We start from the raw sequence: 14,728 nt of genomic DNA, 5'->3' as shown, positions 1-14,728 counted from the left end.
CGGACTCTTAAGGCAGACGGACCGCGCGCCAGCCGTCGCCGGTGATCGTCGCTTCGCCGACCGTGCCGGTGTAGCTGCGTCCGGCGGCGGTGAAGCGGATCGCGGTGCCGCGCAGGGTGCCGTTGATCGCGGCATTGCCGAGGGTGCCGGTCACGTCCTGAAACCGTTGATCGACATGCAGCGGCACCTGTCGCCCGTCGGGCAGGGTCGCCAGCCAGTCGCCGCCGGCGACGGCGGGGACGATCCACAGGAACACGCGGCGATCGGCGACCAGCCGTTCTTCGTCGGCACGCCATTCGCCCATGTCGAACGCATGGGTGACGATCCGCGTACCCGGCCGCAATTCGGTCAGCAGGCGCGGGAGGAGCGCAAGGTTGATCTTCGGCAGCAGGTACATGGTCACCACGCTGGCGTCGCGCAGCGGCACGTCGAACAGATTGGCGCGAGTGAAGCGGGCGCGGTCGGTCAGCGTGTAGAGCGCGGCGTTGCGCCGGGCGCGTTCGACCAGCGCCGCGTCGATCTCGATGCCGCTGGCCCGCGCGCCGCGACGGGCGGCGGCGATCGCGATGCGGCCGTCACCCGAACCGAGGTCGATCAGCGTGTCGTTCGCCCCGACCTGCGCCATCGCCAGCATCGCGTCGACGACCGGTTCGGGCGTCGGGACATAGGGGACGTCGTAGTCGGGTTCGCGCGCGGCGATGCCTTGCCCGCGCAGGATGTCGCCCATGCCGTCGCCGTACGCGGTAGTGCAACCGCTCAGCAGCAGCACCGCCAGCAGCAGCGCCCTCACGCGGTCGCAGCCGTTCGCAGCCAGTCGGCGGTCTCGCGTGCATGGGTGACGGGGATCATGTGGCCGCCGGCGATGTTGGTCAGCGTCGCGCCGGGGATCATCGCGGCGGTGCGATCACCCTGATGCTGCGGATCGAGCAGATGGTCGTCCCGGCCGTACAGGATCGCGACCGGCAGGCCGATCGAACCATAGCGTGCGGCCATGCCCGATACCGCGCGGTTGGCGTCGTCGATCTCGAACGCGCCCGCCTGAAAACTGGAAGGGCGGAGCGCAACGAGGCCGCCGCCCCGCGTGCCGAAGTCCATCGGCACCGCATCGGGCGCAAAGACATGCTTGGCGACGGCCGGTCCGGTCAGCGTCGTCAGCGGCACCCCGACCGTCCATGCGGCGAGGCCACGGAGCGGGGCGGGCGGTGCCTTGCCCCGGAAGATCGGCGGGATATGCTCCATCGGCTGGGTCAGCGGGGCGATCAGCGCGATACCGCGCACCTTGACGGGATGGTTGAGCGCAAAGGCGAGCGCCACCGCACCACCCATCGAATGGCCGACCAGCAGCGGACGATCTAGCCCGAGTGCATCAATCAGGTCGGCGACCATGCGGGCCTGTTGCTCGATCGGCGGCTGGCCGCCATCGACGCTGCTATGCCCCCAACCGGGCCGGTCGACGAGGATCAGCCGGTGATCGGCCAGTTCGGCGGCGAGCGCATAGGAAAAGTTGCGCAGCTGCCCGTACAGGCCGTGCAGCATCACCATCACCGGACCATTGCCGCCGGTATCGACATAATGGAGCCGCCCGCCGGGGACGTCGACGAAATCCCCGTCCGCCGGCACCAATGCTTCCGACGCGCTGGCGGCGAGGGCGGTCCATAGCGCGAAGCTACCGCCGACCAGCGCCGTGGTCGTCACCGCTTTTTTCAGCCGGTCGTTCATCGTTCGCTCTCCCGCATCGCCCCGCCGGATACGCATGGGCGCGATGGAGTGTCCATCGGATACGGTTTAGCGTTTGATCCATCCAGATCGAATCAGACGTCACTCCCGGTGATGGCACGAGACGAGAGCCGCACGAGGCCCCAGCCTTCGCTGGGGCGACGTTTCCGGTTGGCTGGATCAGGCACCAGGTTGGATCGACATTCAGCGACGATCGCGAATGTTCGTCATTCCCGCGCAGGCGGGAGCGACGATAGCGAATAGAGCAGTCGTCCCGCGTACCAGGAACCGAATGTCGATTTGCCTCACGCTTCGGCCATCGCCGCCTCGCGCTCGTCCGCCTGCCGCGCCCACATCTCGGCATAGGTGCCGCCCGCGCGGAGCAGTTCGCCGTGCGAGCCGCTTTCGACGACCCGGCCCCCCTCCAGCACGACGATACGGTCGGCATGGACCACGGTCGACAGGCGATGGGCGATGACGATGGTCGTGCGCCCGCGTTCGATCGCTTCCAGCGTGGCGAGGATGTCGGCTTCGGTTCGGCTGTCGAGCGCGCTGGTCGCTTCGTCGAGGATCAGCACCGGCGGGTTTTTCAGCAGCGTCCGGGCGATCGCGACCCGCTGTTTCTCGCCGCCCGACAGCTTCAGTCCGCGCTCGCCGACGCGGGTGTCGAACCCCTGCGGCAGGCTGGCGATGAATCCCGCGATCGACGCACCCTGCGCCGCCCGCGCGATATCGTCGGCGGTCGCGTCGGCGCGACCATAAGCGACGTTGTAGCCGATCGTGTCGTTGAACAGCACCGTGTCCTGCGGCACGATGCCGATCGCGCTGCGCAGCGACGCCTGCGACACGGCGGCGATATCCTGTCCGTCGATGGTGATGCGCCCGGCGGTCGGATCGTAGAACCGGAACAGCAACCGGGCGAGCGTCGACTTGCCCGCGCCCGACGGCCCGACCACCGCCAGCGTAGTGCCCGGCGGGACGTCGAGGTCGATCCCGTTCAGGATCGTGCGACCGTCGCCATAGCCGAAGCCGACCCTTTCGAACCGGACATGGCCGCGCGAGACCGTCAGCGCCGGTGCGCCGGGGGCATCGACGACCTCGGCCGGGGTGTCGATCAGGTCGAACATCGCGCCCATATCGACCACGCCCTGCCGCACGGTGCGATAGACCATGCCGAGCAGGTCGAGCGGCCGGAACAACTGGGTCAACAGCGTCGAGACCAGCACGACGTCACCCGCCGAAAATACCCCACGCGCCCAGCCGAAGACGATCAGCGCCATGCCGCCGCCGAGCATCAGCGCGGTGATCAGCGCCTGTCCGATGTTGAGCAGCGCCAGCGAGTTTTCGGACTTCACCGCCGCATCGGCATAGCCGGCGACGGCGCTGTCATAGCGTGCCGCCTCGCGCTCCTCCGCGCCGAAATATTTGACCGTTTCGAAATTCAGCAGCGAATCGACCGCGTGCGCGACCGCGCCGGTGTCGAGATCGTTCATCCGTTCGCGCAAGGACGACCGCCAGTCGGTGACCCAGCGGGTGAAGGCGATGTAGAACACCACCATCGCCACCGTGCCGATGACCAGCCAGCTGCCGAACCGCGTGCCGAAGATCCACAGCACCAGGCCCAGTTCAAGGATGGTCGGGGCGATGTTGAACAGCAGGAAGTAGAGCATCGTGTCGATGCTCTTGGTCCCGCGCTCGACCACCTTGGTCACCGCGCCGGTACGCCGTTCGAGATGGAAGCGCAGCGACAGCGCATGGAGATGGCGGAAGACCGACGCCGCCAGCCGCCGCGTCGCGTCCTGTCCAACGCGTTCGAACACGACGTTGCGTAAGTTGTCGAACAGGGTGCCGGCGAAGCGCGCGGCGGCATAGCCCGCGACCAGTGCCACGACGAGCCACAGCGCATCGCGCGACCCCGCCGCCATCGTGTCGATCGCGCCCTGCAACGCGAACGGCGCGCCGCGCACCTGCACGACCTTCGACGCGACGACGAGTGCCAGCGCGGCGACGATGCGCACCTTCAGTCCCGTGGACCCGGCGGGCCACAGATAGGGGAGGAATCGGCGGAGCGTCGCCAGCATCGGCCGGGTCGGGCCGGAGGCGGTTGAGGTATCGGGGGGCATTGCAAGCGCCATTTGGGGAACCGGGCGCGTCGGCGCAACGCTTCGTCGGAACAAGCTGTGCCCGAACGTATTGAAACAGGGGAGGAGACAGGCGATGGCACCTTTGGTCTACATCATGGCGATCCTGGGCTGCGGCGACGACGGCGCGACGTGCAGTCGCGAGCGGATCGCCCCGGCCAGCTATCAATCGGTCGCGGAATGTCAGGCGGCGATGCCCGCAATCCTCGCGCGCAATACCGACCTGTCCTATCCGGTCATCAGCGCATCGTGCGAACGCGGCGGAGCGCAGATCGCCGAGAGCCGATCGCGGGCAAAACCGACTGCCGGTTGATCCGGCGTACCAAAGCCCGATCCACCTCCATCGAACCGGGCATCATCCCGGTGCAGGCTGATGACACGGGACAAGCGCCGAACAAGGCCCCAGCCTCCGCTGGGGCGACGTTTCGAGGCAGCTGATCAGACGCTTGCGGTGGCGATACGGTACGCTTGGCTCGTGCTTGACGACGCGCCGGCTTGCGAATACTTACAGCGATGTAAGTAACGGAGTCGGTGATGGCGACGCAGGGGATCGAAGCGGTACAACCGGTGCGCCGCGACTGGGGCACGGCATGGGCGGCGCTCAGGCGGTTGCTGGCGGACGGCAATGATACGGTACAGGTGTTCCGCATCATGCGCGCGCTCAACGCCGATACCAGCCACCGCAATTATGCGCGGTTGCTGACCGAACCGGGCGGCGGGCGGATCGCGTACGAGCATGTCGAACTGACCACGCGCTTCTCCAACCGGGCATGGATCGATGCGCTGCCCGACGGCAGCGTCGGCGCACAGTATCGCGCGTTCCTCGACCGCACCGGTTTTTCGGCACAGGGATTGGCGGAGATCAGCTATGCCGATGGCGAGGGCTGGCAGGACGCACCTCATCCGGTCGCTTGGTTCGGTCGGCGCGAGCGCGACGTCCACGACATCTGGCACGTCCTGACCGGCTATACCGCCGAGGAGCATCTGGGCGAGGCGTGCCTCGTCGCGTTTTCCTATGCGCAGACCGGCGGACTGGGCTGGGCAGCGATCGGGCTGGGCGCAGCACTGAAGTCGCTCCGCGTCACCGGCGAGCGGGCGTTCGCGAAGGCGGTGTGGGAAGGGTATCGCAACGGCCGGCGCGCACGCTGGCTCCATGCCGAGGCCTATGAGGCCTTGCTGGCCGAGCCGCTCGACGTGGCGCGGCGGCGGCTGAACATTGCCGAGCCGGTCGCGTATCACGCCGCGCAGCAGCGGTTGCGCGAGCAGGGGTTGCAGGGGATTTAGAGCCGAACTCGACCGACTGGGTCACCCTCCCTCTCCCGCCGGGAGAGGGAAAAGACGCCGATGGCGGGGAAGGGTGAAGGCGACCCCTGGGTTCGTTTCCTTTCCGGAAGGTCGCGCTTACTTGGCCAATGCCGCGCTCGCCTTCGCTTCGCCCGCATCGCGGACGGCCTTGGCGCGGGCTTCGGCCTGTTCCTCGACCAGCTTTGCCTCGTCCTTCATCGCGTCGGCGCGGACCTTCAGCCGTTCGGCGTCATAGCCGCCGGCCTGCTGCGCCTGGTTGCGCAACCCTTCGGCCTCGACCTTCATCTGCGCCGTCTGATTCTCGGCGGCGGCCTCGATCGCGTCGGCTTCGGCATCGGCCTGATCGCGCAGCTGTTCGGCCTGTAGCTGCTCCGGCGTCTGCGATGCGCAGGCGGTGAGAGCGAAGGCGGCGGCTGCCGCAAGAGCGAAGCGGGTCATGGCGTATCCCTGTTGTAATTTGACAACCCAAATTCCCGGCGGCGCGGAAAGTTGCGTTCGTATAACCTGGCCGGAACCATGGCGGGTTCCGTCGGGCGGGGCACGCGGGTAACGGTCGGTCGCAGATGCTGACCCGACTGACCCTGACCGACTTTCGCAATCACGCGGCGGCGACACTCGAACCGGGGCCGGGATTCGTCGTGCTGAGCGGGCCGAACGGCGCGGGCAAGACCAATGTGCTGGAGGCGGTATCGCTGCTGGCTCCCGGACGCGGGCTGCGTCGTGCCGCGCTGTCGGACATGGCGCGCGAGGGCGGGGCGGGCGGCTTCGGCGTCGCTGCCGAACTGGCGGGCGATGTGCGACTGGGCACGGGGACGCAGGCCAATGCCCCAGAACGGCGGATCGTGCGGGTGAACGGGGCGGGGGCATCGGCGACGGTGCTGGCCGAATGGCTGTCGGTGCTGTGGCTGACCCCGGCGATGGACCGGCTGTTCGTCGAACCGGCGGGCGAGCGGCGACGCTTTCTCGACCGGATGACGCTGGCGCTGTTGCCCGGCCATGCCACGCAGGCGACGCGGTATGACGCGGCGATGCGGCAGCGCAATCGTCTGCTGGCGGAGGATGCCGCACCCGATCCCGACTGGCTGTCGGCGCTGGAGGCGCGGATGGTCGAACATGGCGTGGCGCTGGGTGCGGCGCGGGCCGATTGCGTGGCGATGCTCGACGCGCGGATCGCGCAGACGCCCGCCGCCGATTTCCCGCGCGCCGCCCTGACGGTGGAGGGGTGGCATGGCGACGCCGCCCTGTTCGCGCGCGAACTGGCGGCGGGGCGCGCGCGCGACGCGGCGGCGGGACGCGCGCTGAGCGGGCCGCACCGCGCCGACCTGATCGTCACCGATCGCGACCGGGGACAGGCGGCGGCGCGCTGTTCGACCGGCGAACAGAAGGCGCTGTTGCTGGGGCTGGTCCTCGCCCATGCCGAACTGGTCGCCGGGCCTGCCGGGCGTCGGCCGGTGCTGTTGCTCGACGAGGTGGCGGCGCATCTCGATCCGGAACGCCGCGCGGCGCTGTTCGCGCGCGCGGCGGGCGTGGGGCAGGTGTGGCTGACCGGAACCGAGGCCGGGCTGTTCGATGGGATCGCCGGCGACGCGACGCGGTTCCACGTCGCCGGTGGGCAGGTTCAGTCGACGGGTGCGTAGAAGCGCAGCTCGTTCGGAATCTTCTCGGGGGCCTCGCCATGCACGCGGGCCATCGCCGCCGCGATCGCGTAACCGAGGCCGGCGGTATAGAACGGCTTGGCGACGCAGCCGAGGATCAGCGGGTGGTCGGCGACGTCGGGGCAATTGCCGCTGAGGAACAAGCAGGGGATGCCGCGCGCCGCCAGCGCGACCGCGACGGTCCGGCCCGAATCCCCCTGCGCCAGCCGCACGTCGCACAGCGCGAGATCGGGCCGGTCGGCTTCGGCCAGCGCCAGCGCGCTCGCCTGCGTATCGGCGATGCCGGTGACGATATGGCCGTGCAGCGTCAGCGCATCCTCGACCAGCATCGCGACGATCGCTTCGTCCTCGACCAGCATGATCCGCAGCTTATCCGCCATGGGCACGTCCCGGAATGGAGAGAGTGAGGCGGTCGGTGCCGTTGCGCGCGACGGTGGCGCGCAGCTGCCGCGACAGGCCCCGCACCAGACGGCCATCGTCGAGCGCGGGACGGGCGACCCCCATCGTCGGACCGGTCAGGGCGATGTGCATCGCATCCTCGCCGGCGTCGATCACGACCGCCGTCAGCGCCTCGGGATCGGGGTCCAGCATCGTATGGACCAGCAGCGCGACGGCGACGGCCTGTTCGATCGGCAGGCAGGCGGTGCCGCGCGTCGTCACCTCGACCGGATCGCCATCGCCGCGTTCGGTGATCGCATCCAGCAGCGCGGCGATATCGATCTGGGTCGGCGTGTCGACGGCATAGAGCGGCCGATGGGCGGCGGCGAGTACTTCGAGCCGGGCGGCGGCGGCGGCCAGCGCGGCCTTTGCCGTGTCGTCGCTGGTATCCGCCGCGCCCAGCCGGACCACGGCGACCGCGGTTTGCAGCGCGTTGCGGACGCGATGGTTCAGTTCGCCGAGCAGGCGTTCGCGGATCGCGATCCCCTCCCGCAACTCGGCCTCGATCTTCAGCCGGTATTTGGCGAGGGCGACATAGTGGCAGACGGTATGGAGAAAGGCGAGTTCGTCGGCATCGAACCGGTCGGTCCAGCGCCGCCCGAAGCCGAGCGTGCCGAGCAGCGTCGATCCATGGATCAACGGGGTACAGGCATAGGCGTCGATCCCGAGGTCCCGGACGAAACCGGTCAGCGGATCGTCCGACGCCTGCACCGCAAATGCCTCGATCGCGCGGCGTTCCTTGGCGGCATAGCCGCACACTGCCTGCCCCACCTCCAGCCGCCCACCGGCCGCGGCCTCCGCCTCGGTCAGGCCGGCATGGGCGACCAGCGTGAGGCCGTCGGCGTCCAGTCGATAGTTGAAGAACACGTCGAGCCGCAATTCGTCGGCGATCAGCGCGAAGAGGTCCTCGACCATCGCCGCCGGGTCGTCGGCGGCCAGCATCCTGTCAGCTGCTTCCCCCAGCAAGCGCAACTGGCGGCGCGGCAGGTTGTCGACCGGGTCGGCGGCAACAGGACCGCCGGAAGGCGCGCCGAACGCGGCGAGTTCGTTCATATCCGGGCTGTACGGTGTTCATCTGCGGGTTGCCATAGCGAAAACAAGCAAAACGGACGGTGGCTTGACCATCGCGACCGTCTCGCGTATCTACCGCAGTGCAGCGACGCTTTTTCAGGCAGCGTGATCGGACCGTGATGGTCTCGGCTACGCGTCGCAGCTCCAACCGGCTTCCCTAGTCACGCGGGTCGCAATTTTTTGCCCGCTGCCCGTGCGCCTTGCTGCGTTTCGGGTGCCGGACCCTATTTCAGGAACTGCCATGACCTTCCAGTCACTCGGCTTGTCGAAGTCGATTCTCGACGCGCTCGCCGCCAAGAATTACGAAACCCCCACCCCGATCCAGCGCGACGCGATCCCGCTCGTGCTCGAAGGGCGCGACCTGCTGGGCATCGCCCAGACCGGTACCGGCAAGACCGCCGCCTTCGTGCTGCCGTCGATCGACCTGTTGGTAAAGGCTAATGTCCGTCGCCGCCCGATGCGCTGCCGCATGCTGGTGCTGGCCCCGACGCGCGAACTGGTCAGCCAGATCGCCGACAATGCCCGCGCCTATGCCAAGCACAGCAAGCTGACCGTCGCCACCGTGTTCGGCGGCGTGCCGGTGCCGCGCAACATCCGCGACGTGGCGGCGGGTGTCGACATCCTCGTCGCGACGCCGGGCCGGCTGCTCGACCTGATCGACCAGAAGTGCCTCGGCCTGGGCGAGCTCGAGATCCTCGTGCTCGACGAAGCCGACCAGATGCTCGACCTCGGTTTCATCCACGCGCTGCGCCGCATCGTGTCGATGGTGCCCAAGTCGCGTCAGACGCTGTTCTTTTCGGCGACCATGCCGAAGGATATCCGCGAACTGGCCGACAAGTATCTGACCGATCCGGCGACCGTCGCGGTGACGCCGGTGTCGTCGACCGCCGAGCGCGTCGAGCAATATGTCACGCACGTGCAGCAGACCGAGAAGCAGGCGCTGCTGACGATGTTCTTCCGCAACACGAAGATCGATCGCGCGCTGGTGTTCACCCGCACCAAGCATGGCGCCGACCGCGTCGTGAAGCTGCTGGCAGCCAACGGCATCGCGTCGAACGCGATCCACGGCAACAAGTCGCAGCCGCAGCGTGAGAAGGCACTGGCCGCGTTCCGCGACGGCACCGTTCCGATCATGGTCGCGACCGACATCGCCGCGCGCGGTATCGACGTGTCGGGGGTCAGCCATGTCGTGAACTTCGAACTGCCCAATGTTTCGGAACAATATGTCCACCGCATCGGGCGGACGGCGCGCGCGGGTGCGTCGGGCGTGGCGTTCAGCTTCTGCGCCGATGACGAGCGGCCGTTCCTGAAGGGGATCGAGCGGCTGACCAAGCAGAAGATCGAGGTCGTGCCGCTGCCTGCCGACTTCCTCGAACAGAGCGCGCAGATCAAGGCGAGCCGCGCGCCCTATGCCCCCGATCGTCCCGAGCGTCTGCCCAGCGAGCGCGGCCCGGCGCGTCCGCGCGCGACCCATGCCCATGGTGCCAAGCCGGCGCATGGTCGCGGTGGTCCGGCCCGCGGCGGTCAGCCGCAGCGCAGCGAAGGGCAGGGCGGTGGTCGCCCGCCGCAGCGTGAGGCCGGTACCGGTGGCGGCGGTCGTCCGGGTGGCGGCGGTGCCGGCGGCGGTCGCGGCCGGGGCGGTCGCGGTCGGGGCGGCGCTCCCCGCGCAGCGGTTTGATCGAAAAGCCCCGGCAGGCAACTGCCGGGGTTTTTTGTGACTTCTATCCTCTCCGGCACGGGGAGGATTTTACAGTTCTCTTAACGCCCGGGCCGGTCTCGCACTCAGGATCGGCAACGCGCCGAGCAGGCCGATCCCCAACGTCACCCCGACCCCCGTCGCCAGCGTCAGGCCGATCGCGCGGTAGTCGGGCAGCCAGTCGAACGCGAACAGTTCGACCACGACATACCACCCGCCCGCGATCCCGATCGCGGCGGCGAGGGCGGCGAGGATGACGGCGAGCAACAGATATTCGAGCGCCTGCGCCGCCAATATCTGGCCACGCGTCGCGCCGAGCGTCTTCAGGATCACCGAATCATAGGTCCGGGTTTCGCGCGCGGCGGCGATCGCGCCGATCAGCACCGCGATGCCGGCGAGGATGGCGATGCCCGCCGCGGCAGCGATGGCGGTGGCCATTTGCGACACGATATCGCGGACCTGCCCGATCACGTCGCGCACCTCGACGACCGATGTCGACGGGAAGCGGACCGACAGCGCGCGGATGACGGCGCGTTCGCGGCCCGGCATGGTGATCGTCGCGGCAAGGTTATGCGGTACGTCGGACAGGGCGTTGGGGCTGAACACCATCACGAAATTGAAGCCCATCGTGTCCCATTCGATCTTGCGGAACGAGGCGATGCGGGCGGTGCGTTCCTGGCCGGCAACGCTGATCGTCAGCGGATCGCCGAGTTTCAGGTTCAGCGCTTCGCCCATGCGTTCGTCGACCGAGACCAGCGGTTCGCCGGCATAGTCGGCGGGCCACCATTTGCCCGCCACCAGTTCGCTGCCCGGCGGCAGGTCGCGGGCGAAGGTCAGGCCGCGTTCGCCACGCAGTGCCCAGGCGCCCTCCGGAATGATTTTCAGGTCGGCGACGCGGGTGGTGCCATAGGCGGTGATGGTGCCGCGCATCAGCGGCACGGTCTGGATGTCGGCGTCGGGCTGGAAGTTGACGATGGTTGCACGGAACGACGATTCGCGGGCCGGGGGCACGTCGAGCGCGAACAGCGCGGGGGCGCGCGCCGGAACGGTCCGGGCGATGTTGGCGTCGAGGCTGGTGCGGATGGTTGCCAGCAGCACGAACAGGGTCAGGCCGAGGCCCAGCGCCACGACCAGCGCGCCGGTACGCGCGCCGGGGCGGTGCAGCGCGCTGACCGCGAGCCGCAACAACGGACGGCGGGGGCGGGGCAGGCGCGCGGCGGCCCAGCGGATCGACCAGCCAAGTATCGATAGTAGCAGGAGAAGTCCTGCCGCGGCGGCAAGGAACGCCGCGCCGAACCATGGGCGTTCGCTGGTCGTCAGGACCAGCGCGACGATCCCCGCGAACGCTGCACCCATCCATGCCGCCGCCTTCCACCTCGGCGGTCGACGGCCGTCATGGACGCCGCGCAACAGCCCGGCGGCAGGGACCGCACCTGCCGCCAGCAACGGCGGCGCGGCAAAGGCGAGGGCGATGAGCAGGCCATAGGCGGCGGCCTGTACCAGCGGCAGGGGATGGATGGCGAAGCGGGGCGCGACCGGCAGCACATCGCCCGCGACCGCGACGATCAGCGGCACGGCGGCGATGCCGATGGCAAGGCCGATAGCGATGCCGATCGCGGAAACCGCCATGATCTGAAGCAGATAGACACGCGCGATCAGGCCGGAGGTCGCGCCCAGCACCTTCAGCGTGGCGATGCTCGACCGGCGGGTGGCGAGGTAGCTGGACACGCCGTTGCCGACCCCGATGCCCGCAATGACCAATGCGGTCAGGCCGACCAGCACCAGAAATTCGCCCATCCGCGTCAGGAAACGCTCGGCCCCCGGCGAGGCGCGGTCGCGGGTGCGGCTGTCCCAGCCCTGCGCCGGATAGCGGTCGGTAAACGCCTTGATCGCTTGCCCCGGGTCATAGCGGCTGGCGATGCGGTATTTGCTCTCGTACAGGCTGCCGGGCGCGATCAGGCCGGTGCGTTGCAATCCCTCCAGCGATACCAAAGCCACTGCGCCGAGGGTGAATCCTTCGCTCAACCGGTCGGGTTCGTCGGCGATGATGCCGGCGACGGTGAAGCGCGCGGTACCGAACCGGACCGGGCCACCGACCCGCAGTTTCAGCCGTTCGACCAGCGCCGGCCCCACATAGGTCTCGGTCGGGGACAGCGGGCGGGCGTTGCCGCGTTGCAGGGTCAGCGCGCCATAGAGCGGATAGGACCGGTCGACCGCTTTCAGCTCGATCGGGGCCGTTTCCCCGCCGAAGTTGACACCCATCGACTGCATCCGCAGCGTTTCGGACACGCGACCCAGCCTCGCCATCGACCGGCGCTCGGCCGGATCGGCGGTGCGCTGCGACACCGACAGTTCGAGGTCGCCGCCGAGCAGGCTCTGGCCGCGCGCGGACAGTTCGCCGGTGATCGAGCGCGTCAGGCTGCCGATCGCGGCCAGCGCACCGACGCCGAGGATCAGGCAGACCAGCAATAGCCGCAGCCCACGGAAGCGGGCATCGAGTTCGCGACGCGCGAAGGTCCATGCGAGACGCCAGTCGGTCATGCGGTGGCTCGGGGGGGGGGCGTGCGGGTTGGCTGGTCCGGAGCCAAGCAGAAACGCCGGTCGCGTGTGCCGCTCTGGACCCCCGCCTGCGCGGGGGTACGGTGGGGGGCGTGCGGTTCGGGCTTTTGTGGATGTGGGGCCTGTACGAAAGCGCTGCGAACGTCCGAAATCCGTACCCCCGCGAAGGCCGGGGCCCAGTTGGGGGACGTCAGTATCCTACCGAAAGACCTTGCCAACTGGACCCCGGCCTCCGCCGGGGTACGGCGTGGATGGGGCTCCGGCCGGGACGTTCGCATCGGGCTTGCCTTCGCTGGGGAGGGCAAGCGCGGCTTTCGCAGCGCAACGCTCATTGCCCGCTGTCTCGCGCGATCCGGCCATCGGCCAGTTCGACCACCCGGTCGCAGCGTTCGGCCAGCGCCGGGTCGTGGGTGATGACCAGCAAGGTCGCCTGTGTCGCGGCGCGGCGTTCGAACAGCAGGTCCATGACCGCATGGCCGGTCGCGCGGTCGAGATTGCCGGTCGGTTCGTCGGCAAAGACCAGCGCCGGGCGTCCGGCCAGCGCGCGGGCGATCGCGACGCGCTGTTGCTCGCCGCCCGACAATTGCGTCGGATAATGGTGGAGGCGGTGGGCGAGACCGACCGATGCCAGTTCGGCCTCGGCACGGGCGAAGGCGTCGGCCACCCCGGCCAGTTCCATCGGTACCGCGACGTTTTCGAGCGCGGTCATCGTCGGCAGCAGGTGGAATGCCTGTAGCACGATGCCGATCCGGCCGCGTCGTGCCCGCGCCAGATCATCCTCGCCCATCGCACCGAAGTCGGCACCGGCGACATGGACCTGCCCGCCGGTCGCGCGCTCTAGGCCGGACAGCACCGCCATCAGCGACGACTTGCCCGATCCCGACGCACCCAAGAGCGCGACGCTGGTCCCGGCAGGGACGGCAAGGTCGATACCGTGCAGGATGCGGGTCGCAGCGTCGCCTTCGCCCAGCGTCAGGGTGACACCGCACGCGTCGATGACCATATCGTTCGAAACGGATTGCATGGAAGGTTTGTCGCCAGTGACGAAGCAGGGACCCACATATGCGGGCGCGTTCGCCATTCTCCAAGGCGCGTTGCTGCTGTCGGGATGCGGCCAGCCCGATTTGTCGGAGGGGAATGAGACCATCCAGATGACGGTGAGCAATGCCGCGTCCGCCGCAAGCCCCAAGGCGGCGTCGGTGAAGCCGGTGGCCGGGCCGGAGCGGCTGGTGCTGGCGTTCGGTGACAGCCTGTATGCCGGCTATGGCCTCGCCCGCGGGGACAGCCTGCCCGACGATCTGCAGGATGCGTTGCGCGCGGACGGCATCAACGCGCGGGTCGTGAATGGCGGGATTTCGGGCGATACCAGCGCGGCGGGGCGGCAGCGGCTGGCCTATACGCTCGACCGGCTCGACCGGAAACCCGACCTCGTGCTGCTGGGGCTGGGCGGCAATGATGTGCTGCGCCAGATTCCGCCGGCCGAGACGCGGGCCAATTTCGTCGCGATGCTGGAGGAGTTGCAGAAGCGCGGCATTCCGGTGGTGCTGACCGGCATGCTGGTGCCGCCCAATCTAGGGCCGGACTATGCCGCGACGTTCAACCGCATCTGGCCGGACATGGCGAAGCGATATGACGCGACGCTCGATCCGTTCATTCTGGCGGGCGTGCTGGGCGACCGGGCGTTGATGTTGCCCGACGGCATCCACCCCAATGCGCAAGGGGTCGACCGGATCGTCGCGCGGCTGGGGCCGGTGGTCGCCGGGCGGCTGCGGGCGATCGACCCGGCGGGGTGAGGGGGGCGGGCGGGTGCGCGGCGGCTCTTGCAGGAGTCTCGCGCTTAACGGCAGGGGATCGGGCGTCGGCACGGTCGCAGCGGTCTTGCGGACGCCGAGATTCCGTCGGGAAAGCTTTCGGGTACGGTACCGACGTCGGCCGTCTGGCCCTTGGCCTCCCAAGACCTTTGCGAAAGTCCCAAGCCCCTCCCCCTTGCGGTACCCCCGCGCAGGCGGGGGTCCAGGGTTCCATGCGCAAGTCGTTGTTTTCATTGGCTCTGGACCCCCGCCTGCGCGGGGGTACGGCGAGTTTTTGGCCAAGCTTGCTACTTTCGTAGCGGTCTCGCCTTCGCCGGGGTACGACCGACCCGCAAA

The 14,728-nt window shown here is 68.8% G+C and carries 13 protein-coding genes; 5 read left to right on the top strand and 8 right to left on the bottom strand.

The window, feature by feature from the left end; genetic code table 11:
- Positions 1-7: 7 nt before the first annotated feature.
- The 3 genes from ASE70_RS06595 to ASE70_RS06585 all read right to left on the bottom strand — a co-directional run bounded on the left by ASE70_RS06595 (position 8) and on the right by ASE70_RS06585 (position 3,839).
- Entirely contained in the window at positions 8-790 is a 783-nt protein-coding gene (locus tag ASE70_RS06595) for a class I SAM-dependent methyltransferase (RefSeq protein ID WP_056502688.1), read from the bottom strand.
- Positions 787-1,719, bottom strand: a complete 933-nt coding sequence (locus ASE70_RS06590) for an alpha/beta fold hydrolase (RefSeq protein ID WP_156356061.1) — start codon at positions 1,717-1,719, stop codon at positions 787-789. Before ASE70_RS06590 ends, ASE70_RS06595 begins: the two co-directional genes overlap by 4 nt.
- Positions 1,720-2,021: 302 nt before the next feature.
- Positions 2,022-3,839, bottom strand: a complete 1,818-nt coding sequence (locus tag ASE70_RS06585; protein WP_056502686.1) for an ABCB family ABC transporter ATP-binding protein/permease — start codon at positions 3,837-3,839, stop codon at positions 2,022-2,024.
- Positions 3,840-3,933: 94 nt separating this feature from the next.
- Between ASE70_RS06585 and ASE70_RS06580 the strand changes: the two genes are divergently transcribed.
- A complete protein-coding gene (locus ASE70_RS06580) occupies positions 3,934-4,170 on the top strand; it encodes a hypothetical protein (RefSeq protein WP_056398533.1) in 237 nt (78 codons plus the stop codon).
- Positions 4,171-4,391: 221 nt separating this feature from the next.
- Positions 4,392-5,141 (top strand): Coq4 family protein, encoded by a 750-nt coding sequence (locus tag ASE70_RS06575; protein ID WP_056398536.1) that lies wholly within the window; start codon positions 4,392-4,394, stop codon positions 5,139-5,141.
- 117 nt (positions 5,142-5,258) lie between these two features.
- On the opposite strand, the gene ASE70_RS06570 is transcribed toward ASE70_RS06575, so the two are convergent.
- Positions 5,259-5,600: a hypothetical protein gene (locus ASE70_RS06570; RefSeq protein ID WP_056502685.1), complete on the bottom strand. Its 342-nt coding sequence runs from the start codon at positions 5,598-5,600 to the stop codon at positions 5,259-5,261.
- 125 nt (positions 5,601-5,725) lie between these two features.
- Between ASE70_RS06570 and recF the strand changes: the two genes are divergently transcribed.
- Positions 5,726-6,799: a DNA replication/repair protein RecF gene (gene recF / locus ASE70_RS06565; RefSeq protein ID WP_056398544.1), complete on the top strand. Its 1,074-nt coding sequence runs from the start codon at positions 5,726-5,728 to the stop codon at positions 6,797-6,799.
- Here recF and ASE70_RS06560 read toward each other — a convergent pair.
- The gene (locus ASE70_RS06560) at positions 6,781-7,197 is read right to left on the bottom strand and encodes a response regulator (protein WP_056398546.1); all 417 of its coding nucleotides are present in this window, start codon (positions 7,195-7,197) and stop codon (positions 6,781-6,783) included. The two genes, recF and ASE70_RS06560, sit on opposite strands and share 19 nt — an antisense overlap.
- Complete coding sequence (locus ASE70_RS06555) at positions 7,187-8,308, bottom strand: histidine kinase dimerization/phosphoacceptor domain -containing protein (protein WP_056398549.1); 1,122 nt, start codon at positions 8,306-8,308, stop codon at positions 7,187-7,189. Before ASE70_RS06555 ends, ASE70_RS06560 begins: the two co-directional genes overlap by 11 nt.
- Positions 8,309-8,567: 259 nt before the next feature.
- On the opposite strand from ASE70_RS06555, the gene ASE70_RS06550 reads away from it, so the two are divergent.
- The gene (locus ASE70_RS06550) at positions 8,568-10,004 is read left to right on the top strand and encodes a DEAD/DEAH box helicase (RefSeq protein WP_056398553.1); all 1,437 of its coding nucleotides are present in this window, start codon (positions 8,568-8,570) and stop codon (positions 10,002-10,004) included.
- Positions 10,005-10,073: 69 nt separating this feature from the next.
- On the opposite strand, the gene ASE70_RS06545 is transcribed toward ASE70_RS06550, so the two are convergent.
- Positions 10,074-12,563 carry an ABC transporter permease gene (locus ASE70_RS06545; RefSeq protein WP_056502683.1) on the bottom strand — a complete coding sequence of 830 codons (2,490 nt, stop codon included), beginning with the start codon at positions 12,561-12,563 and terminating at the stop codon, positions 10,074-10,076.
- A gap of 346 nt (positions 12,564-12,909) precedes the next feature.
- Complete coding sequence (locus ASE70_RS06540; RefSeq protein WP_056502679.1) at positions 12,910-13,605, bottom strand: ABC transporter ATP-binding protein; 696 nt, start codon at positions 13,603-13,605, stop codon at positions 12,910-12,912.
- A gap of 16 nt (positions 13,606-13,621) precedes the next feature.
- Here ASE70_RS06540 and ASE70_RS06535 point away from each other — a divergent pair, with 16 nt between their 5' ends.
- Positions 13,622-14,374, top strand: coding sequence for an arylesterase (locus ASE70_RS06535; RefSeq protein ID WP_235519638.1), 753 nt, complete (start codon positions 13,622-13,624; stop codon positions 14,372-14,374).
- Positions 14,375-14,728: the final 354 nt, after the last annotated feature.

It is taken from the genome of Sphingomonas sp. Leaf22 (assembly GCF_001421715.1).
Lineage (GTDB): Bacteria > Pseudomonadota > Alphaproteobacteria > Sphingomonadales > Sphingomonadaceae > Sphingomonas.
The sequence above is the reverse complement of the archived record's forward strand: the minus strand, read 5'-3'. Positions and strand labels throughout refer to the sequence as shown.

What these genes read in the sequence shown, in the direction of transcription:
- ASE70_RS06590 (WP_156356061.1), bottom strand. Translation starts at nt 1,719, where the DNA reads ATGAACGACCGGCTGAAAAAAGCGGTGACGACCACGGCGCTGGTCGGC.
- ASE70_RS06585 (WP_056502686.1), bottom strand. Translation starts at nt 3,839, where the DNA reads ATGCCCCCCGATACCTCAACCGCCTCCGGCCCGACCCGGCCGATGCTG.
- ASE70_RS06580 (WP_056398533.1), top strand. Translation starts at nt 3,934, where the DNA reads ATGGCACCTTTGGTCTACATCATGGCGATCCTGGGCTGCGGCGACGAC.
- ASE70_RS06575 (WP_056398536.1), top strand. Translation starts at nt 4,392, where the DNA reads ATGGCGACGCAGGGGATCGAAGCGGTACAACCGGTGCGCCGCGACTGG.
- ASE70_RS06570 (WP_056502685.1), bottom strand. Translation starts at nt 5,600, where the DNA reads ATGACCCGCTTCGCTCTTGCGGCAGCCGCCGCCTTCGCTCTCACCGCC.
- recF (WP_056398544.1), top strand. Translation starts at nt 5,726, where the DNA reads ATGCTGACCCGACTGACCCTGACCGACTTTCGCAATCACGCGGCGGCG.
- ASE70_RS06560 (WP_056398546.1), bottom strand. Translation starts at nt 7,197, where the DNA reads ATGGCGGATAAGCTGCGGATCATGCTGGTCGAGGACGAAGCGATCGTC.
- ASE70_RS06555 (WP_056398549.1), bottom strand. Translation starts at nt 8,308, where the DNA reads ATGAACGAACTCGCCGCGTTCGGCGCGCCTTCCGGCGGTCCTGTTGCC.
- ASE70_RS06550 (WP_056398553.1), top strand. Translation starts at nt 8,568, where the DNA reads ATGACCTTCCAGTCACTCGGCTTGTCGAAGTCGATTCTCGACGCGCTC.
- ASE70_RS06545 (WP_056502683.1), bottom strand. Translation starts at nt 12,563, where the DNA reads ATGACCGACTGGCGTCTCGCATGGACCTTCGCGCGTCGCGAACTCGAT.
- ASE70_RS06540 (WP_056502679.1), bottom strand. Translation starts at nt 13,605, where the DNA reads ATGCAATCCGTTTCGAACGATATGGTCATCGACGCGTGCGGTGTCACC.